Below are 18,702 nucleotides of genomic sequence, written 5' to 3' on the forward strand. Positions count from 1 at the left end.
CCGGGTCAGGCAGCGAGTGCCGCGAATGCGCGGCGTGCGGCCGCGAGCGTCGCGTCGATCACCGTGTCGTCGTGCGTGCTCGACACGAAGCCGGCCTCGTACGCGGACGGCGCGAAGTACACGCCTTCGTCGAGCATCAGGTGGAAGAAGCGGTTGAAGCGCTCGGTATCGCTCTTCGTCACTTCGGCGAAGCTGGTCGGCACGCGTTCGGCGAAGTAGAGGCCGAACATCGCGCCGATCGAGTCGGCCGCGAACGGTACGCCGGCCGCACGCGCTTCGGCCGCGAGGCCGTCGGCGAGCCGCTTCGTCTGCGCGGTGAGCGCGTCGTAGAAGCCGGGCGCCTGGATCAGTTGCAGCGTCTTCAGGCCCGCGGCGACCGCGATCGGGTTGCCTGACAGCGTACCGGCCTGGTAGACGCCGCCGAGCGGCGCGAGGTGGGCCATGATGTCGCGGCGGCCGCCGAACGCGGCAGCCGGCATCCCGCCGCCGATCACCTTGCCGAGGCAGGTGAGGTCGGCCGTGATCCCGTAATGTTGCTGTGCGCCGCCGAGCGCGACGCGGAACCCGCACATCACTTCGTCGAAGATCAGCACGGCGCCGTGCTTCGTGCACAGCGCGCGCAGCGCGTTCAGGAATTCCGGCGTGCCGCGCACGAGGTTCATGTTGCCCGCGACCGGTTCGACGATCACGGCGGCGATCTCGTCGCCGAACGCGCCGAACGCTTCTTCGAGCGCGGCGACGTTGTTGTATTCGAGGACGGTCGTGTGCTTCGCGATGTCGGCGGGCACGCCGGCCGACGTCGGGTTGCCGAACGTCAGCAGGCCCGAGCCGGCCTTCACGAGCAGGCTGTCCGCGTGGCCGTGGTAGCAGCCTTCGAACTTGACGATGCGGCTGCGGCCCGTGAAGCCGCGCGCGAGACGCAGCGCGCTCATCGTGGCCTCGGTGCCGCTCGACACCATCCGCACCTGCTCGATCGACGGCACGAGCTTGCAGATTTCCTCGGCGATCTCGATCTCGGCTTCGGTCGGCGCGCCGAACGAGAAGCCGTCGGCGAGCACGTTCTGCACGGCCGACAGCACTTCCGGATGGACGTGGCCGACGATCATCGGGCCCCACGAGCCGATGTAGTCGATGTACTGCTTGCCGTCGGCATCCCAGAAGTACGGGCCTTGTGCGCGCGCGACGAAGCGCGGCGTGCCGCCGACCGAACGGAATGCGCGCACCGGCGAGTTGACGCCGCCGGGAATGGTCTTCTGGGCGCGTTCGAAGAGGATCTGATTGTTGGACATGGACGAAACCTGCGAGAGAAGGGCGCGGGGGCCTGTGCACGGGCCGCGGCGCCTGGGCGGAACGATCGTCTGATTGTACCGGAGACGCGCGCGGCGGGCCCGCGGCGCGGTCTGCGGCGTATCGGCGCGCGAGGGATCGCGCGGGTCGGGAAGGAAGAGGGGACGATTCGGCCCCGTTATCGATCCGGCAACGGCGGCGGCTTGCGCTTGCCGGTCAGCTCGGCCCAGCGCTTCTCGAGCGGGCCTTCGACCATCGGCTTGATCACCGTGCCGGAGCTCTGGGCATCCCAGGTCTGCACCGAATACGGATGGACGCGCAGCGCGTCGCGCGCGATCACGACGTCCTGGTGCGCGTCGACCAGCCAGTCGTACACGAAGTCGATGCACAGCCGGTAGCCGCGCTTCGTCGACGGATCGGGCACCTCGTACGGCGCGCGCGTCACGTAGCCGGAGCCGAACACGCCCTTGGGCTCCTTCGCGACGCGATGCAGGAACACGCGGTCGCCCGGCAGGATGCCGCGCGCGAAGCCGCAGCCCCACACGTCATGCACGGCCTCGCCGGCCTTCACGCGCGCGGCGACGTCGGGCAGTTCGGGCCACGGCCATTTCTTGGGGCTCCAGATCAGCAGGAAAGCGGTCATCGGTTCGGTCGTGCGGCGAATTGGTCAGACAAGAGGGGCGGGAAGCTGCAAGCTTAATCGAATCCCGGTGCTCGATCCCGCGCGGCGGGCGTCGCGCCGGTGTTTTCCCGCCAGCCGCGCACGCGGCCGCCAGCACGCAAAAAAGTTGCGCGTACAATCATGGGCCTGGGCGCGCCGTTCGCGGCGCGGCCTCCCGTCTTCACCGCCACGCGCGCCCCGATGCGCGCGGGCTCCATTCCGGATACCCATGTCTCACGTCATCCGACGCCGGCCCGATGCCCGGCTGATCCTGTTGCTCGGCGCGCTCGCCGCCTGCGGGCCGATCGCTACCGACATGTACCTGCCGAGCCTGCCGTCGATCGCCGCCGGCTTCTCCGTCAGCCCCGGCGCCGCGCAGCGCACGCTGACGAGCTTCATGGCCGGCTTCTCGGTCGGCATGCTGCTGTACGGCCCGCTGTCCGACACGTGGGGCCGCCGCCCCGTGCTGCTCGGCGGCATCGCGCTGTTCACGCTCGCGAGCATCGGCTGCTTCGTGTCGACGTCGATCGACATGCTGATCCTCGTGCGCTTCCTGCAGGCGCTCGGCGCCGGCGCGGCGTCGGTGCTGTCGCGTGCGATCGCCCGCGACGCGCACGAGCCGACCGACGCGGCGAAGGTGCTGTCGATGGTGGCGATCGTCACCGCGGTCGGGCCGCTGCTCGCGCCGCTGATCGGCGGGCAGATCCTGCGCTTCTCCGGCTGGCGCGGCGTGTTCGTCGTGCTGGCCGTGTTCGGCGCGGTGTGCGCGGCGACCGCGTACCTGCGCGTGCCCGAAACCTGGCCGAAGGAGCGGCGCAAGAGCGCGGCCGTGCTCGCGTCGTTCGCGTCGTACGGGCGCATCCTGTCCGACCCCGTCGCCTGGGGGCACATGCTGTGCGGCGGGATGGCGTTCGCGTCGATGTTCTCGTACATCACCGCCACGCCGTTCGTGTACATCGAGTATTTCCACGTGTCGCCGCAGCACTACGGGCTGCTGTTCGGCCTGAACGTCGTCGGCATCATGATCGGCAACTTCACGAACACGCGGCTCGTCGGCCGCCTCGGCTCGCTGCGCATCATCGCGGCCGCGTCGCTCGTGAGCTGCATCGCGTCGCTCGCGGTCGCGCTCGTCGCGCTGACGGGGTGGGGCGGGCTGTGGTCGATCGTCGTGTGCCTGTTCTTCGTTGTCGGCGTGGTCGGGATCCTGTCCGCGAACTGCACGACCGACCTCATGCATCGCTATCCGCACAACGCGGGCGCGTCGGCGGCCGTGTTCGGCGCGATGCAGCTGGCGCTCGGCGCGCTCGCGAGCGTCGCGATCGGCGCACTCGCGGACGGCACGCCGTTCGCGATGGGCGTGACGATCGGCGTTGCGGGCGTGCTGTGTTTCGCCGGCCGCTACCTCGTGCTGCGCTGGCACGGGCGGCCCGTCAAGGCGGGCGCCTGATCCGCGGCCTGACGGCAAAATGAAAAACGCCACCGCGCGCGCTGCGCCGGTGGCGTTTTTGTCTCGAACGCGGAAAGCGGCTGCCGCCGCGCCGCGTCAATCCCGCGCGACGTCCTTCGCCGCCGGCGACGCGCCGTGGCTCAGCCAGTCGAGCACGTCGGCCGTTTCGTCGTCGCTCGCGCGTGCCCTCGCCTGCGCGACGGCCTCGGGCAGTTCGCCGTTCGTCGACGCACGGCGGATCGCGACGCCGACCGCGAGGATGTCGATCATCAGCAGATGCAGGATCCGCGAGATCATCGACAGCTGCGACTCGCGCATCTCGATGTGGTCGGTTTCGAGCGCGACGGTCGCGCGCTTCGCGAGCGGCGTGTTGCTCGACGTGATTGCGATCACCTTCGCGCCGGCCTGCATCGCGACGTCGAGCACGCGCAGCAGCTCGGGCGCGCGCCCCGACTTCGACACCGCGACGATCACGTCGCCCTTGCCGAGCAACGCGGCCGATGCGGCCTGCATGTACAGGTCGCCGTACGCGATCGTCGGGATCCCGAAGCGGAAGAACTTGTAATGCGCGTCCTGCGCGACGATGTTCGAGTTGCCGAGCCCGTAGAACTCGATGCGCCGCGCGCCGTTCAGGATCTCGATCGCGTTCTCGACGTGCTCGAAATTCAGGTGCTCGCGCAACTGCAGGATCGCGGACACCGTGTTGTCGAGCACCTTCGCGCCGAAGTCGGTGGCCGTGTCGCCGAGATGCACCTGGCTGTGGCTCATCGGGATCGTGCCGGTGAGGCCGGTGGCGAGCTTCAGCTTGAAGTCGGACAGCCCCTGGCAGCCGAGCGAGCGGCAGAAGCGGATCACGGTCGGCTGGCTCACGTCGGCCTTGCGCGCGATGTCGACGATCGGATCGTTGATGATCGAGCGCGGATGGTTCAGCGCGAGATCGGCGACGCGGCGCTCGGCCGGCGTCAGTGCGTCACGCATCTGGCGGATCCGTTCGAACACGGCCGACGACGCACCGCCCGAGCGGTTCGACAACTGCTCCGCGAGGATCGCCGACACGCCGAGGAACGCCGGGTATTCGGCGGTGATCAGGTAGGTCGGGATGTTCTCGAGGTAGTGCGTGAAGCGGCCCTTCGCCTCGAAGCGCGCGCGGAACGACGAGCGCGTGAACAGTTCGCCGAGCTTCAGCGCGACGCCGCCGCCGATGTACACGCCGCCGAGCGCGCCGAGCGTCAGCGCGACGCTGCCCGCGAACGCGCCGAGAATCCCGCAGAAGCATTCGACCGTCTCGAGCGCGAGTGCGTCGCCCGCATGCGCGCGCTCGACGATCTCGACCGTGTCGACGGTCGCGGCCACGCGCTTCTTGTCGCGCGCGGCGAGCGCGCGATAGATGATCTCCATGCCGGGGCCCGCGCACACGCGTTCGAACGACACGTGCGGAAACTTCTTGCGCGCGTACTGCAGCACCAGGTCCTCGCGCTCGTCCTGCGGCGCGAACGATGCGTGGCCGCCTTCGCTGCCGAGCGCGATCCAGCGGTCGTCGGCCGGAATCAGCCCCGACACGCCGAGCCCGGTGCCGGGCCCGAGCAGCCCGATCACGCTGTTCTGGCGGCGCGCGCCGCCGCCGACCTGCACGCGTTGCGCATCGGTCAGGCCCGGCAGCGCCATCGCGAGCGCGGTGAAATCGTTGACGACGAGCAGCGTGTCGAAGCCGAGCGCGCGGCGCGTCGCCTCGATCGAGAAGCTCCAGTCGTGGTTGGTCATCGTGACCTGGTCGCCGTCGACCGGGTTCGCGATCGCGATCGCCGCGTGGTTCACGCGGCTGATCTTCACATCCTTCAGATACTTGCGGATCGCGTCGGTGATCGTCGGATAGTCGGCGCCGGGATAGACGCGAATCTGCGTGATCTCGCCCGGGCCGGTTTCCAGCGCGAAGCGCGCGTTGGTGCCGCCGACGTCCGCGAGCAGGCGCGGGCCGTCGGCATGCTGGCCCGCGACGACCGCCTTACTTTGCGCACCAGTAGACATCGAGCTGGGTCCCCTTGTCGTTGGCCAGTTGGGAAATCGCGTTCTTCTGCAGCGACGCGGCCGCGGCGTCGAGCACCGCGCGTTTGCGTTCGCCCGCGATCAGCAGGAACAGCCGGTCGACGCGCTTGAGCGCATCGAGCGAGAAGCTCACGCGCGCATGCGGCGCGGCGCCGGGATGGACGGCGACGAAACGCTCGGGCGTCGTGATCGCGTGATCCCATTCGGGCGCGTCGGCGAAGATCGACGCGGTATGGCCGTCCTCGCCCATGCCGAGCACCGCGACGCTCGGCACGCGGTAGTCGGCGTTCGCGTTCAGCGCGGCGACGTGCGCGTCGAGCGCGGCGCGCGTGTCGACGAGCGGCAGGAAGCGGGCAAGGGCGGCGGCGTGCTGCAGCAGCGTGTCGCGCACGAGCTGCGCGTTGCTGGCTGCATCGTCCTCCGGCACCCAGCGGTCGTCGACCAGCGTCACGTCGACGCCGGCCCAGTCGAGCGCCGCGTGCGACAGCGTGTGCAGGAACGGGCGCGGGCTCGTGCCGCCGGACACCGCGAGCGTCGGGCGCGCGGGGCCGGCGAGCGCGGCGCGCAGCGCATCGCCGACGGCGCGCGCGAGCGCTTCGCTTTGCGCTTCCTGGGTGTCGAAAGCGTGAATCTCGATCACATCTCCTCCGGACTGCTTTGTCTGTTCAAATCGTACGAATCGTGGGGCACGTTGCCGCGTACGGTGGCGTGCGCGGCAACGGTTTGCATCAGTTCTCTTCTTCGAGCCAGCAGGTGTCGTGCTGCGCGAGCATCGCGCTCGCCGCGGCCGGCCCCCACGTGCCCGCCGCATACGGCTTCGGCGGCTTCAGCGTGCGTGCCCATTCGTTCAGGATAGGCTCGACCCAGCGCCATGCGGCTTCCTGTTCGTCGCGGCGCACGAAGAGGGCGAGACGGCCGTTGATCACGTCGAGCAGCAGGCGCTGGTACGCCTCCATCTGCCCTTCCTTGAAGAACTGGTCGAACGCGAGGTCGAGGTGCACGCTCGCGAGGTTCATCCCTTCGCCGGGCTGCTTCGCGAGGCAGTACAGGCGGATCGTCTCGTTCGGCTGCAGCCGGATCACGAGGCGGTTCGAACCGGGACGCAGCGCGGTGGGCCCGAGCGCCGAATGCGGCACCGGGCGGAAATTGACGACGATCTCCGCGACGCGATCGGCCAGCCGCTTGCCGGTGCGCAGGAAGAACGGCACGCCGGCCCAGCGCCAGTTCTCGATCTCGACCTTCAGCGCGACGAAGGTTTCGGTCTGGCTGTCGGGCTTCACGCCCGGTTCGGTCGCGTAGGCCGGCACCTGCGCGCCCTTGATCACGCCCGCATGATACTGGCCGCGCACGGCCACCTTGCCGATGTCGCGCGGATCGACCGGCTTCAGCGCGCGCAGCACGCGCAGCTTCTCGTCGCGCACCGAATCCGAATCCATCGAATGCGGCGGCTCCATCGCGACGATCGACAGCAGCTGCAGCAGGTGGTTCTGCACCATGTCGCGCAGCGCGCCGGTATTGTCGTAGAAATCGCCGCGTGCCTCGACGCCGAGCTCCTCGGCGATCGTGATCTGGATGCTCTCGACCCATTCGCGACGCCACAGCGGCTCGAACAGCGCATTGCCGAAGCGCAGCGCAAGCAGGTTCTGCACCGGTTCCTTGCCGAGGTAGTGGTCGATCCGGTAGATCTGGCCTTCCGCGAAGATCTCGCCGACCGCGTCGTTGATCGCGTTCGACGACTTCAGGTCGTAGCCGAGCGGCTTCTCGAGCACGATGCGCGAGCCTTCGCTCAGGCCGACCGACGCGAGCGCCTTGCAGATCGGCACGAACAGCGACGGGCCCGTCGCGAGATAGAACACGCGGATGCCGGGCAGCGATGCCACGGCGTTGCGCAGCACGACGTAGTCTTCCGCGCGGCCGAGGTCGAGGTGCACGTACTCGATGCGATCGAGGAAGGACTTCCACGCAGCTTCGTCGAACGCCTTGCCGGCGGCCTTGGCCGCGTGCGGCTTCACGTGCGTGTCGACCCATTCGAGATAGGACGCCCGATCCGATTCATGACGCGCCACGGCGACGATCCGGCCGCTCTCCGCCAGCATGTTCGCACGGTGCGCTTCGAACAGCGCAGGCAGGATCTTGCGCATCGACAGATCGCCGGTGCCGCCGAAAAGTACGAAGGTAAAGCTGGAATCGGTATGCATGTGTCTCCGCCGGGTTGGGGGTGCTCGGAAGCGATCCGTAGTGCGATAAAAATATTTTTGACACTGAATTGTAGTTTAACTACAATCCGCCGCAAGGGGTAGCACCTGGGTGAAGAAAAAAAGAAGTGCGGTCGATGAACTGCGCGAGCTTCGCCTTCGGGAACGCCTTGTGCCGAATGTTATCGGACATTGACGGCGCGCATCGTCCGCGCGACGTCGGCCCCGGGCTCGCGCCGCATCACCGCGGCGGGCCAGAAACACCAAGAGGAGACACGCCGTTGAATCTCGATTCACGCTTTCTGTAAGAGCCCGGCCGGTCATCGGCCCCGTACGCTGCATGCGTCCCGCGGCTCGATTTCCCCGTCGTTATCAAGAAGCCGGTTCCCGCTCAAGGGAACCTCACGAGTTGATTCAGTCTGGAGGAGATAAGTAATGAAAGTTCGCTCGATCATGGGCGCGCTCTGCGCCGCAGGTCTGATGGCCGGCGCCGTGGCGGCGCAGGCAGCCGAGAACGTGACGGTGCTGCACTGGTGGACTTCGGGCGGCGAGTCGAAGGCCGTCGGCGTGCTGAAGGACGACGTGCAGAAGCAGGGCTACGTGTGGAAGGACTTCGCGGTCGCGGGCGGCGCCGGCGCCGCGGCGATGACCGCGCTGAAGACCAAGGTGATCAGCGGCGATTCTCCGTCGGCCGCGCAGATCAAGGGCCCGCTGATCCAGGACTGGGCCGACCAGGGCGTGCTCGTCAACATCGATTCCGCTGCCGGCGACTGGAAGCAGAACCTGCCGCCGGAAATCGACAAGATCATCAAGTACAAGGGCCACACCGTCGCGGCGCCGTTCTCGGTGCACCGCGTGAACTGGCTGTACATCAACAAGGCCGCGCTCGACAAGGTCGGCGCGAAGGTGCCGACCACCTGGCCTGAATTCTTCGCGGTGGCCGACAAGCTGAAGGCCGCGGGCATCCAGCCGGTCGCGATGGGCGGCCAGCCGTGGCAGGACCTGACGCTGTGGGAAGACGTCGTGTTGTCGCAGGGCCCGGCGTTCTACAAGAAGGCGCTGGTCGACCTCGACCAGGCGACGCTGACCTCGCCGCAGATGCTGTCCGTGTTCGACACGGTGCGCAAGATCCAGGGCTACTTCGACACCGGCCGTAACGGCCGCGACTGGAACCTCGCGACCGCGATGGTCATCAACGGCAAGGCCGGCATGCAGTTCATGGGCGACTGGGCGAAGGGCGAGTTCGAGAACGCCGGCAAGAAGGCGGGCAAGGACTACGTCTGCGCGCCGGTGCCGGGCACCGCGAATTCGTACACGTTCAACGTCGACTCGTTCGTGTTCTTCCAGCAGAAGGGCGAGAAGAACGCGACGCCGGGCCAGCTCGCGCTCGCGAAGACGATCATGACGCCGGACTTCCAGGAGCAGTTCAGCCTGCTGAAGGGTTCGGTGCCGGTCCGCCTCGGCGTGAAGATGGACAAGTTCGACGACTGCGCGAAGAAGTCGTATGCCGACGAGCAGACCGCGATCAAGTCGGGCGGCTTCGTCCCGTCGCTCGCGCACGGGATGGCGCAGAGCGACGCGACCGCCGGCGCGATCACGGACGTCGTGACGAAGTTCATGAACTCGCAGCAGGATTCGAAGAGCGCGGTCGCCGCGCTCGCGAAGGCCGCGAAGGTCAAGTAACGCGCGACAGGCGCCCGGCCGGAAACGCTTCATCGGCCGGGCGTTTTTGCATGCGCAGCAAACGGGCTCGCCCGCGAAGCCCGTGCCGTACCCGGCGCCGGCCCGGCCTGCGTCGCCCTCGTTCCAGGAGTCGAATCAAGTGGCTGCCCCTCTTAGCGGAAACGGATCCGGCGCTGCCGCCGCACGGCGTACGTCGCCGATGTCGGCCTTCGCCGACCGCTGGATCCCGAAGCTCGTGCTTGCGCCGAGCGTCGCGATCGCCGTGGTGTTCATCTACGGCTTCATCCTGATTACCGGCTATCTGTCGCTGACCAATTCGCGGCTGTTGCCGAACTACGAATTCGACGGCTTCGGCCGTTACTCGGACCTGTTCCAGAACGACGTGTGGTGGACCTCCGCCGCGAACCTCGGCTGGTTCGGGATTCCGTTCATCGTGATCTGCGTCGCGCTCGGGCTGTTCCTCGCGATCCTGCTCGACCAGCGGATCCGCAACGAAGGCGCGCTGCGCGCGGTCTTCCTGTACCCGATGGCGCTGTCGTTCATCGTCACCGGCACCGCGTGGCAGTGGATCCTGAACCCGGGCCTCGGCCTCGAGAAGGTGATGCACGACTGGGGCTGGACGAGCTTCTCGTTCGGCTGGCTCGACGATCCGGACAAGGCGATCTTCTGCGTGGTGATCGCGGCCGTGTGGCAGTCGACCGGCTTCGTGATGGCGCTGTTCCTCGCGGGGCTGCGCGGTGTCGACGCGGAGATCTTCAAGGCCGCGCAGGTCGATGGCGCGACGCTGCCGACCATCTACCGCAAGATCGTGATCCCGAGCATGCGCCCGGTGTTCTTCTCGGTGCTGCTGATCCTCTGCCACATCACGATCAAGACCTTCGACCTCGTCGTCGCGCTGACGGCGGGCGGCCCGGGCACGTCGTCGTCGCTGCCGGCCATGTTCATGTACACGTTTTCGTTCAACCGCGGCCAGCTCGGGCTCGGCGCGGCGTCCTCGGTGATGATGCTCGCGACCGTGGTCGCGGTGCTGGTGCCGCTGATGTATATGGAATCGAGGAGCACCCGCAATGCAGCCTAAGATGACGATCAGCCGGGCAGTGATCTATGCGGCACTGATCCTGTTCGCGCTGTATTTCCTGTTTCCGATCTACGTGATGCTGTCGACGTCGTTCAAGGATCTCGACCAGCTGCGCACCGGCAACCTGCTGACGCCGCCCACCACGTGGACCGTCGACCCGTGGGTGAAGGCCTGGAGCGGCGCGTGCACCGGCGTGCGCTGCGACGGCATGAAGCCGTTCTTCCTGAACTCGCTGCAGATGGTGATCCCGGCCGTGCTGATCTCGTCGCTGATCGGCGCGTTCAACGGCTACGTGCTCACGCACTGGCGCTTCCGCGGCGCCGACGCGCTGTTCACGATGATGCTGGTCGGCTGCTTCATCCCGTTCCAGGTGATCCTGCTGCCGATGGCGCGCCTGCAGGGGATGCTCGGCCTCGCCAACACGATTCCGGGCCTCGTGTTCGTGCACGTCGTGTACGGCATCGCGTTCACGACGATGTTCTTCCGCAACTTCTACGTGAGCGTGCCGGCCGAGCTCGTGAAGGCCGCGCGCATCGACGGCGCGGGCTTCTTCACGATCTTCACGAAGATCCTGCTGCCCGTGTCGCTGCCGATCTTCATGGTGTGCCTTATCTGGCAATTCACGCAGATCTGGAACGACTTCCTGTTCGGGATCGTGTTCTCCGGCGTCGATTCGATGCCGATCACGGTTGCGCTGAACAACCTCGTCAACACGTCGACGGGCGTGAAGGAATACAACGTCGACATGGCCGGCGCGATCATCGCCGCACTGCCGACGCTGCTCGTCTACATCGTCGCCGGCCGCTACTTCGTGCGCGGGCTGACGGCGGGCGCGGTGAAGGGGTAAGCGCGGCTTCATCCGATACGACGAACCGGCCGCGCCTCGCGCGCGGCGCATCGAAACGAACCCGACGCGGCGCCGGAGCGCGCCGCGCGAGACGAGACAGAGGATTCACAGCATGGCAAGCCTTTCCATCCGTGACGTGTACAAGACCTACCCGAACGGGGTGCCGGTCCTGAAGGGTGTCGACATCGAGATCGAGGACGGACAGTTCCTGATCCTGGTCGGCGGGTCGGGCTGCGGGAAGTCGACGCTGCTCAACATGATCGCCGGGCTCGAGACCGTGACGAGCGGCGAGATCTGCATCGACGGCAAGGTCGTCAACGACCTGTCGCCGAAGGATCGCGACATCGCGATGGTGTTCCAGTCGTACGCGCTGTATCCGTCGATGACGGTGCGCGAGAACATCTCGTTCGGCCTGAACATCCGCAAGGTGCCGAAGAGCGAACAGCAGCAGATCGTCGACCGCGTGTCGCAGATGCTGCAGATCCAGCACCTGCTCGACCGCAAGCCGGGCCAGCTGTCGGGCGGCCAGCGCCAGCGTGTCGCGATGGGCCGTGCGCTCGCGCGCGATCCGTCGCTGTTCCTGTTCGACGAGCCGCTGTCGAACCTCGACGCGAAGCTGCGCATCGAGATGCGCGCGGAAATCAAGCTGCTGCACCAGCGCCTCGGCACGACGATCGTCTACGTGACGCACGACCAGATCGAGGCGATGACGCTCGGCGACCGGATCGCGGTGATGAAGGACGGCGTGGTCCAGCAGTTCGGCGCGCCGCAGGAGATCTACGATTCGCCGTCGAACCTGTTCGTCGCGGGCTTCATCGGCGCGCCGCCGATGAACTTCATCAACGGCAAGCTGGTCGAGCAGGGCAGCGGGATCGCGCTTGAAGTCGACACGGGCGTCAAGCGCGGCGTGCTGAACCTGCCGTTCGATGCGGCGAAGCTGAAGTCGCACGTCGGCCGCGAGGTGATCCTCGGCCTGCGCCCGGAGCGCATCACCGACGTGCGCCATGCGCACAACGGCGACGCGTCGCACCTGCAGCCGTTCGACGTGCGCGTCGACGTGACCGAGCCGACCGGGCCGGACACCCACGTGTTCGCGCAGGTGAACGGCAAGCGCATCGTGAGCCGCGTGCATCCGGCCGCGAATCCGCAGCCCGACCAGACGCTGTCGCTGCTGTTCGACGTGTCGAAGGCGGTGCTGTTCGATCCGGCGTCGGAAGAGCGGATCGCGTGAGATCGCGCGAGCGCTGAACGAAGCAAGAAGGGGCCGTCTTCGGACGGCCCCTTTGTTTTGGCGCGACGGTCGATGCCGCGACGGCGCTCAGTGCGGCAGCCGCACGTCGAACTTGAACGTCGCGAGCCGCGCGACGAGGATGAAGCCGGTCGCGAGCAGCACGCTGTACACGGAATCGAACTGCAGCCATACGAGCAGCAGGTAGAACCAGCAGCCGACGAACGCGCAGGTCGCGTACGGCCGCGAATCACGCAGGATCAGCGGGATGTCGTTGCACAGCACGTCGCGGACGATCCCGCCGACCACGCCCGTGATCACGCCCATCATCACCGCGATGAAGCGCGGCATCTCGGCATCGAGCGCGATCGCCGTGCCCGAGATGCTGAAGATCCCGAGCCCGATCGCATCGGCGACGAGCAGCAACCGCTCGGCCGACAGCCGCGACAGCATCCGCAGCACGAACGGCGCGAACAGCGCGAGCACGAAGATCGCGATCACGTAGTCGTCGTGCACGACCCAGTAGAACGGCCGGCGCTCGAGCAGGATGTCGCGCAGCGTACCGCCGCCGAACGCGGTGGCGAGCGCGACGACGAACGTGCCGACCGAGTCGAGGCGGTTCTTGCGCGCCTCGATGAAGCCCGAGATCGCAAAGGCCAGCGTGGCGATCGCCTCCAGTACCGCGATCGCGAGCGTCAGCCTAGGATGCGGCACGCGGCCCCCGGTCACCGGGTGCCGCGAACGGCTGCAGCAGCACCAGCACCGCGCCCGCGCCGCCGTCGTGGCCGCGCGCCTCGCAGAACGCGATCACTTCTTCCTTCTGCACGAGCCACGCGCGCACCTTGCCTTTCAGCACCGGCTCCTTGCCGATCGAGCCGAGCCCCTTGCCGTGGATCACACGCAGGCAGCGCAGCCCCTTCTTGCCGGCTTCGCGGATGAACTCGGCGAGCGCGTCGCGCGCCTCGTCGCGCCGCATTCCATGCAGGTCGATCTGCGCCTGCACGATCCACGCGCCGCTGCGCAGCTTGCGCACGACGTCGCGGCTGATGCCGGGGCGGTGGTAGTACAGCGAGTCGTCGCTGTCGAGCAGCGTCTCGGGATCGAATTCGTCGGACAACGTCGCGTTCAGCACGGCTTCCTCGTCGCGCTGCGTCTGCTTCGGCACCGGGTCGGGCGGTGTGCGCCCGGCCGCCGCGCGCGGCGGCGCGTTCAGCGGGCGGATCGCGCCGATCTCGTTGCGGAACAGGTTTGCGTCGGCTTCCGCCTTGCGCTCGGCCTTGGCCGCTTCGACGCGCTCGCGGTCGCGGCGATCGGCTTCGCCTTGCAGCGACTTGCGCAGCGCGCCGAGGCCCGCGAGCCCCTGGCCGCGCAACGCGGCGGGATCGGGGGCGGGCGCCGGCGCGACGGGCGCGGGGTTCGCGGGACGGGCGGCGATCTGCCGCTTCGCGGGATCGCTCGGATGGGGCTGGTTCTTCGCCATGATTCGGTACGCAGGGCAGGCGCGTTCGGGCGCGCGGGCAAAAAAAAGCCGCTGCACGGCGGCAGCGGCTTGTCCGGCCAGACCCGCTTCGCGGCAGCGGACGCCATTGTAGCGCCCGGCGCGACAGGTCTCGCGGCTTACTTCTTGTCGTGCAGGCTTTCGAGGTAGCGCTGCGCGTCGAGCGCGGCCATGCAGCCCGTGCCGGCGCTGGTGATCGCCTGGCGGTACACGTTGTCCTGCACGTCGCCCGCGGCGAACACGCCCGGCACGCTCGTCGACGTCGCGTTGCCGTGCAGGCCGCTCTTCGTCAGGATGTAGCCGTCCTTCATCTCGAGCTGGCCCTGGAACAGGTCGGTGTTCGGCTTGTGGCCGATCGCGACGAACACGCCCTGCACGTTGAGGTCTTCCGTTGCGCCGGTCTTCACGTTCTTGATGCGCAGGCCCGTGACGCCCGAATCCTCGCCGGTCACTTCGTCGAGCACGTGATCCCACTTGATCACGACCGCGCCTTCCTTTTCCTTCTCCAGCAGGCGATCGATCAGGATCGGCTCCGCGCGGAACTTGTCGCGGCGGTGGATCACCGTGACCTTCTTCGCGATGCCCGTCAGGTAGAGCGCTTCCTCGACGGCCGTGTTGCCGCCGCCGATCACCGCGACTTCCTGGCCGCGATAGAAGAAGCCGTCGCAGGTCGCGCAGGCCGACACGCCCTTGCCCATGAACGCTTCCTCGGACGGCAGGCCGAGATACTGCGCGGACGCGCCGGTCGCGATGATCAGCGAGTCGCACGTGTATTCGCCCGAGTCGCCGATCAGGCGGATCGGCTGCTCGTGCAGCTTCGCGGTGTGGATGTGGTCGAACACGATTTCGGTGTTGAAGCGCTCGGCGTGCTCGAGGAAGCGCGCCATCAGCTCCGGACCCTGCACGCCTTTCGCGTCTGCCGGCCAGTTTTCGACGTCGGTCGTGGTCATCAGCTGGCCGCCCTGCGCGATGCCGGTGATCAGCACCGGGGACAGGTTGGCGCGTGCCGCGTAGACGGCAGCCGTGTAGCCGGCGGGGCCGGAACCGAGAATCAGGACTTTGGCGTGTTTGGGCGTGGACATGTGCGAATCCGTAAAAGGCGGCCGCGGCGGGCGGGGTAGGGCTCGCCGTACGATCCGGGTTGACCGGGATGCCGTCATAGATGGGTATCAGACGCGCATTATAAAGGCCCCGTTGCTGCGTTGCCGAACGAGAGTTTCAATCGTCGCGATAGTGTCGGGCAGTGCAACGGCCGCGCACGCGGGGTGGGCAGGGCGCCCGCCGGCGCGTTGCCGCACGTGTGCAGCGGGGCCTGGCGCCGGCTCGAGGGGCGTCGCGGCGGTGCCCGACGGGGGCGGCCGTACCACGGCGAAAAGGGCTGCCGGGAAATGCACCCGCGGGGTCGTCGGCGCCCCGGCCCTGTTATGTAACCGTCATTTACACTTGGCGGCCCGGTGCAGCGTTTACAATAAGCGGGATCGAACGACAGGCGGGCGCACGGCCCGTCCTCTTTATACGGATTCATGGCAAAAGCTCCTTATTCCGCCCAGGCACAGGCGTTGCCGCACCGGATGTCGAAGCTCCTCACGGAGATCCGCTGGATTCTCCAGGTCGCGCTCTGCGCATTTCTGGTGATGGCCCTGCTGAGCTACAGCCGGCGCGATCCGAGCTGGACGCACGCCGCCCAGGTGGATCACATCACGAACTGGGCCGGCCGCGTCGGCGCGTGGACGGCCGACATCATCCTGCTGCTGTTCGGCCTGTCGGCCTACTGGCTGATCGTGCCGCTCGCGCGGCGCATCGCCGTCAACTATCGTCGCATCACGCGCCACGAGGCGGTCTCGGACGAACCCGAGCGGCCGATCGGCTGGCTCACCGAAATCCTCGCGTTCGTGCTCGTCGTGCTGGCGTGCGACGGCATCGAGGCGCTGCGCATGTGGTCGCTGAAGGTGCAGTTGCCGCGCGCGCCGGGCGGCGTCGTCGGCGAGGCCGTCGCGGGTGCGATGTCGCATGCGTTCGGCTTCACGGGCGGCACGCTGTTGCTGCTGATCGCGCTCGCGATCGGCCTGTCGCTGTATTTCCGCTTCTCGTGGCTGTCGGTCGCCGAGCGTGTCGGCGGCGCGATCCTGTCCGCCGTCAACGTCGCGAAGCTGCGCCGCGAGGCCGAGCGCGACCGCAAGCTCGGCGAGGCCGCGGCCGTGCGTCGCGAAGGCAAGGTCGAAGAGGAGCGCGTGCGCATCGAGGATCACGAGCCCGTGACGATCGTGCCGCCGGTCGTCACGCCGGCGAAGTCCGAGCGTGTCGAGCGCGAGCGCCAGGTGCCGCTCTTCACCGACCTGCCGGGCGATTCGACGCTGCCCGCGGTATCGCTGCTCGATCCCGCGCCGAAGGCGCAGGAGGCGATTTCCGCCGACACGCTCGAGTTCACGTCGCGCCTGATCGAGAAGAAGCTGAAGGATTTCGGCGTCGAGGCGAGCGTCGTCGCCGCCTATCCGGGCCCGGTCGTCACACGCTACGAGATCGAACCGGCCACCGGCGTGAAGGGCAGCCAGATCGTCAATCTCGCGAAGGATCTCGCGCGCTCGCTGTCGCTCGTGTCGATCCGCGTCGTCGAGACGATTCCCGGCAAGAACTACATGGCGCTCGAGCTGCCGAACCAGCGCCGCCAGACGGTGCACCTGTCCGAGATCATCGGTTCCGAGGTGTACGCGGCCGCGTCGTCGGCGCTGACACTGAGCCTCGGCAAGGACATCGGCGGCAAGCCGGTGTGCGCGGATCTCGCGAAGATGCCGCACCTGCTGGTGGCCGGCACGACCGGCTCGGGCAAGTCGGTCGGGATCAACGCGATGATCCTGTCGCTGCTGTACAAGGCGACGGCTGACCAGGTGCGCCTGATCCTGATCGATCCGAAGATGCTCGAAATGAGCGTCTACGAAGGCATTCCGCACCTGCTGTGCCCGGTCGTCACCGACATGCGCCAGGCCGGCCACGCGCTGAACTGGACGGTCGCCGAGATGGAGCGCCGCTACAAGCTGATGAGCAAGCTCGGCGTGCGCAACCTGGCGGGCTACAACAACAAGATCGACGAGGCCGCGAAGCGCGAGGAGAAGCTGCCGAATCCGTTCAGCCTGACGCCGGACGATCCGGAGCCGCTCGGCCGCCTGCCGAACATCGTCGTGGTGATCGACGAGCTGGCCGACCTGATGATGGTCGTCGGCAAGAAGGTCGAGGAACTGATTGCACGGATCGCGCAGAAGGCGCGCGCGGCCGGCATCCACCTGATCCTCGCGACGCAGCGTCCGTCCGTCGACGTGATCACGGGCCTGATCAAGGCCAACGTGCCGACGCGGATCGCGTTCCAGGTGTCGTCGAAGATCGACTCGCGCACGATTCTCGACCAGATGGGCGCCGAATCGCTGCTCGGGATGGGCGACATGCTGTACCTGGCGCCGGGCACCGGGCTGCCGGTGCGCGTGCATGGCGCGTTCGTCGCAGATGACGAAGTGCACCGCGTCGTCGAGAAGCTCAAGGAGCAGGGCGAGCCGAACTACGTCGAGGGCCTGCTCGAAGGCGGCACCGCCGACGGCGACGAGGGCTCGGCCGGCGCGGGAACCGGCGAAGGCGGCGAGGAGTCTGATCCGCTGTACGACCAGGCGGTCGAGATCGTCATCAAGAACCGCCGCGCATCGATCTCGCTCGTGCAGCGCCACCTGCGGATCGGCTACAACCGCGCGGCGCGGCTGCTCGAGCAGATGGAGCAGTCGGGGCTCGTGTCGGCGATGTCGTCGAGCGGCAACCGCGAAATTCTTGTGCCGGCGCGCGACGCGGAATGAGTCCGCGGCGTTCGCAGCGCCGGCCACCCAGGGAGAAAACCGCAATATGCAGCAACATTCGTTCGCAATGTCCCTTCGTTCGACGCGGCGCTGGCTCGGCGCGGCGCTCGCCGGCGCCTCGCTGATGCTCGCGGCGACGCACGCGTTCGCGGGCGGCACCGAGCAACTGAAGGCGTTCGTGTCGCAGGTGCGTTCGGCGAAGGGCGACTTCACGCAGCAGATCGTCAAGGCCCCGGCGAAGGGCGCGAGCGCCGCGCAGGCCGTGCCGAAGCCCACCGACAATTCGAGCGGCACGTTCGTGTTCGCACGCCCGGGCAAGTTCGTCTGGACGTACCAGAAGCCGTACCAGCAGGTGCTGCAGGCCGACGGCGACAAGCTCTACGTGTACGACCGCGACCTGAACCAGGTCACCGAGCGCAAGCTGAACGGCGCGCTGGGCGCGAGCCCCGCCGCGATCCTGTTCGGCAGCAACGATCTGGAGAAGAACTACACACTGCGCGATGCCGGCGAAAAGGGCGGCATCGAGTGGCTCGAAATGCTGCCGAAGGCGCAGGACACGCAGTTCCAGCGGATCGGCATCGGCTTCAAGAACGGCACGCTCGCCGCGATGGAACTGCACGACGTGTTCGGCAACGTCACGCTGCTGACGTTCACGAACATCCAGACGAATCCGCCGCTGAAGGGCGATACGTTCAAGTTCGTCGTGCCGAAGGGCGCCGACGTGATTACCGGCTGACCGGCGCCGCGCGCTGCTGTCTCACCGAAGGGCCTGCCGGCGACGGCAGGCCCTTGTTGTTTCTGGGCGCGGGCACCGGGTGCCGGGTACCAGGCGCGGCGGTGCTTTCGCGCGGCTGTCATAATGTCGGGTCCGGCGGCCGGTTCGGCCGCCATCGTTTGATGTG

Annotated in this window: 15 protein-coding genes; 7 read left to right on the forward strand and 8 right to left on the reverse strand. The window is 67.7% G+C overall.

Annotation, left to right across the window (positions count from 1 at the left end):
• Positions 1–5: 5 nt before the first annotated feature.
• Together hemL and CFB39_RS04750 are read right to left on the reverse strand one after the other, a co-directional pair.
• Positions 6–1,289, reverse strand: a complete 1,284-nt coding sequence (hemL, locus tag CFB39_RS04745; protein WP_089472313.1) for a glutamate-1-semialdehyde 2,1-aminomutase — start codon at positions 1,287–1,289, stop codon at positions 6–8.
• Positions 1,290–1,465: 176 nt separating this feature from the next.
• The gene (locus tag CFB39_RS04750) at positions 1,466–1,930 is read right to left on the reverse strand and encodes a hypothetical protein (protein ID WP_011351244.1); all 465 of its coding nucleotides are present in this window, start codon (positions 1,928–1,930) and stop codon (positions 1,466–1,468) included.
• 247 nt (positions 1,931–2,177) lie between these two features.
• On the opposite strand from CFB39_RS04750, the gene CFB39_RS04760 reads away from it, so the two are divergent.
• The gene (locus CFB39_RS04760; protein ID WP_089472314.1) at positions 2,178–3,395 is read left to right on the forward strand and encodes a Bcr/CflA family multidrug efflux MFS transporter; all 1,218 of its coding nucleotides are present in this window, start codon (positions 2,178–2,180) and stop codon (positions 3,393–3,395) included.
• Positions 3,396–3,491: 96 nt separating this feature from the next.
• Here the strand turns inward: CFB39_RS04760 and CFB39_RS04765 are convergent, their stop codons facing one another.
• The 3 genes from CFB39_RS04765 to zwf form a co-directional block, all read right to left on the reverse strand.
• A complete protein-coding gene (locus CFB39_RS04765; protein ID WP_089439434.1) occupies positions 3,492–5,420 on the reverse strand; it encodes a bifunctional transcriptional regulator/glucokinase in 1,929 nt (642 codons plus the stop codon).
• Positions 5,398–6,078 (reverse strand): 6-phosphogluconolactonase, encoded by a 681-nt coding sequence (pgl, locus tag CFB39_RS04770; protein WP_089472315.1) that lies wholly within the window; start codon positions 6,076–6,078, stop codon positions 5,398–5,400. The genes CFB39_RS04765 and pgl overlap by 23 nt, the downstream gene beginning before the upstream one ends.
• 88 nt (positions 6,079–6,166) lie before the next feature.
• On the reverse strand, positions 6,167–7,636 hold the full coding sequence (zwf, locus tag CFB39_RS04775; protein ID WP_089472316.1) for a glucose-6-phosphate dehydrogenase: 1,470 nt from the start codon (positions 7,634–7,636) through the stop codon (positions 6,167–6,169).
• 432 nt (positions 7,637–8,068) lie between these two features.
• Between zwf and CFB39_RS04780 the strand changes: the two genes are divergently transcribed.
• The 4 genes from CFB39_RS04780 to CFB39_RS04795 all read left to right on the forward strand — a co-directional run bounded on the left by CFB39_RS04780 (position 8,069) and on the right by CFB39_RS04795 (position 12,472).
• Positions 8,069–9,316 (forward strand): ABC transporter substrate-binding protein, encoded by a 1,248-nt coding sequence (locus CFB39_RS04780; protein WP_069247370.1) that lies wholly within the window; start codon positions 8,069–8,071, stop codon positions 9,314–9,316.
• A gap of 139 nt (positions 9,317–9,455) precedes the next feature.
• Complete coding sequence (locus tag CFB39_RS04785; protein ID WP_039343490.1) at positions 9,456–10,394, forward strand: carbohydrate ABC transporter permease; 939 nt, start codon at positions 9,456–9,458, stop codon at positions 10,392–10,394.
• On the forward strand, positions 10,384–11,241 hold the full coding sequence (locus CFB39_RS04790; RefSeq protein WP_011544828.1) for a carbohydrate ABC transporter permease: 858 nt from the start codon (positions 10,384–10,386) through the stop codon (positions 11,239–11,241). The genes CFB39_RS04785 and CFB39_RS04790 overlap by 11 nt, the downstream gene beginning before the upstream one ends.
• A gap of 112 nt (positions 11,242–11,353) precedes the next feature.
• Positions 11,354–12,472, forward strand: a complete 1,119-nt coding sequence (locus CFB39_RS04795; protein WP_089472317.1) for an ABC transporter ATP-binding protein — start codon at positions 11,354–11,356, stop codon at positions 12,470–12,472.
• Positions 12,473–12,559: 87 nt separating this feature from the next.
• On the opposite strand, the gene CFB39_RS04800 is transcribed toward CFB39_RS04795, so the two are convergent.
• The 3 genes from CFB39_RS04800 to trxB all read right to left on the reverse strand — a co-directional run bounded on the left by CFB39_RS04800 (position 12,560) and on the right by trxB (position 15,049).
• Positions 12,560–13,183 carry a trimeric intracellular cation channel family protein gene (locus CFB39_RS04800; protein WP_039343458.1) on the reverse strand — a complete coding sequence of 208 codons (624 nt, stop codon included), beginning with the start codon at positions 13,181–13,183 and terminating at the stop codon, positions 12,560–12,562.
• Positions 13,170–13,949 carry a Smr/MutS family protein gene (locus CFB39_RS04805; RefSeq protein WP_089424726.1) on the reverse strand — a complete coding sequence of 260 codons (780 nt, stop codon included), beginning with the start codon at positions 13,947–13,949 and terminating at the stop codon, positions 13,170–13,172. Before CFB39_RS04805 ends, CFB39_RS04800 begins: the two co-directional genes overlap by 14 nt.
• Before the next feature lie 137 nt (positions 13,950–14,086).
• Positions 14,087–15,049 (reverse strand): thioredoxin-disulfide reductase, encoded by a 963-nt coding sequence (gene trxB, locus CFB39_RS04810; RefSeq protein ID WP_089472318.1) that lies wholly within the window; start codon positions 15,047–15,049, stop codon positions 14,087–14,089.
• Between the two features lie 441 nt (positions 15,050–15,490).
• Here trxB and CFB39_RS04815 point away from each other — a divergent pair, with 441 nt between their 5' ends.
• Together CFB39_RS04815 and lolA are read left to right on the forward strand one after the other, a co-directional pair.
• Complete coding sequence (locus tag CFB39_RS04815; protein ID WP_089430739.1) at positions 15,491–17,800, forward strand: DNA translocase FtsK; 2,310 nt, start codon at positions 15,491–15,493, stop codon at positions 17,798–17,800.
• A 46-nt stretch (positions 17,801–17,846) separates the two neighbouring features.
• Complete coding sequence (lolA, locus tag CFB39_RS04820; protein WP_089472319.1) at positions 17,847–18,536, forward strand: outer membrane lipoprotein chaperone LolA; 690 nt, start codon at positions 17,847–17,849, stop codon at positions 18,534–18,536.
• Positions 18,537–18,702: the final 166 nt, after the last annotated feature.

It is taken from the genome of Burkholderia sp. AU6039, from assembly GCF_002223365.1.
In the GTDB taxonomy this organism is placed as follows: Bacteria; Pseudomonadota; Gammaproteobacteria; order Burkholderiales; family Burkholderiaceae; genus Burkholderia.

Coding starts and splice junctions, on each gene's coding strand:
- hemL (WP_089472313.1), bottom strand. CDS start 1,289: ATGTCCAACAATCAGATCCTCTTCGAACGCGCCCAGAAGACCATTCCC.
- CFB39_RS04750 (WP_011351244.1), bottom strand. CDS start 1,930: ATGACCGCTTTCCTGCTGATCTGGAGCCCCAAGAAATGGCCGTGGCCC.
- CFB39_RS04760 (WP_089472314.1), top strand. CDS start 2,178: ATGTCTCACGTCATCCGACGCCGGCCCGATGCCCGGCTGATCCTGTTG.
- CFB39_RS04765 (WP_089439434.1), bottom strand. CDS start 5,420: ATGTCTACTGGTGCGCAAAGTAAGGCGGTCGTCGCGGGCCAGCATGCC.
- zwf (WP_089472316.1), bottom strand. CDS start 7,636: ATGCATACCGATTCCAGCTTTACCTTCGTACTTTTCGGCGGCACCGGC.
- CFB39_RS04780 (WP_069247370.1), top strand. CDS start 8,069: ATGAAAGTTCGCTCGATCATGGGCGCGCTCTGCGCCGCAGGTCTGATG.
- CFB39_RS04790 (WP_011544828.1), top strand. CDS start 10,384: ATGCAGCCTAAGATGACGATCAGCCGGGCAGTGATCTATGCGGCACTG.
- CFB39_RS04795 (WP_089472317.1), top strand. CDS start 11,354: ATGGCAAGCCTTTCCATCCGTGACGTGTACAAGACCTACCCGAACGGG.
- CFB39_RS04805 (WP_089424726.1), bottom strand. CDS start 13,949: ATGGCGAAGAACCAGCCCCATCCGAGCGATCCCGCGAAGCGGCAGATC.
- trxB (WP_089472318.1), bottom strand. CDS start 15,049: ATGTCCACGCCCAAACACGCCAAAGTCCTGATTCTCGGTTCCGGCCCC.
- CFB39_RS04815 (WP_089430739.1), top strand. CDS start 15,491: ATGGCAAAAGCTCCTTATTCCGCCCAGGCACAGGCGTTGCCGCACCGG.
- lolA (WP_089472319.1), top strand. CDS start 17,847: ATGCAGCAACATTCGTTCGCAATGTCCCTTCGTTCGACGCGGCGCTGG.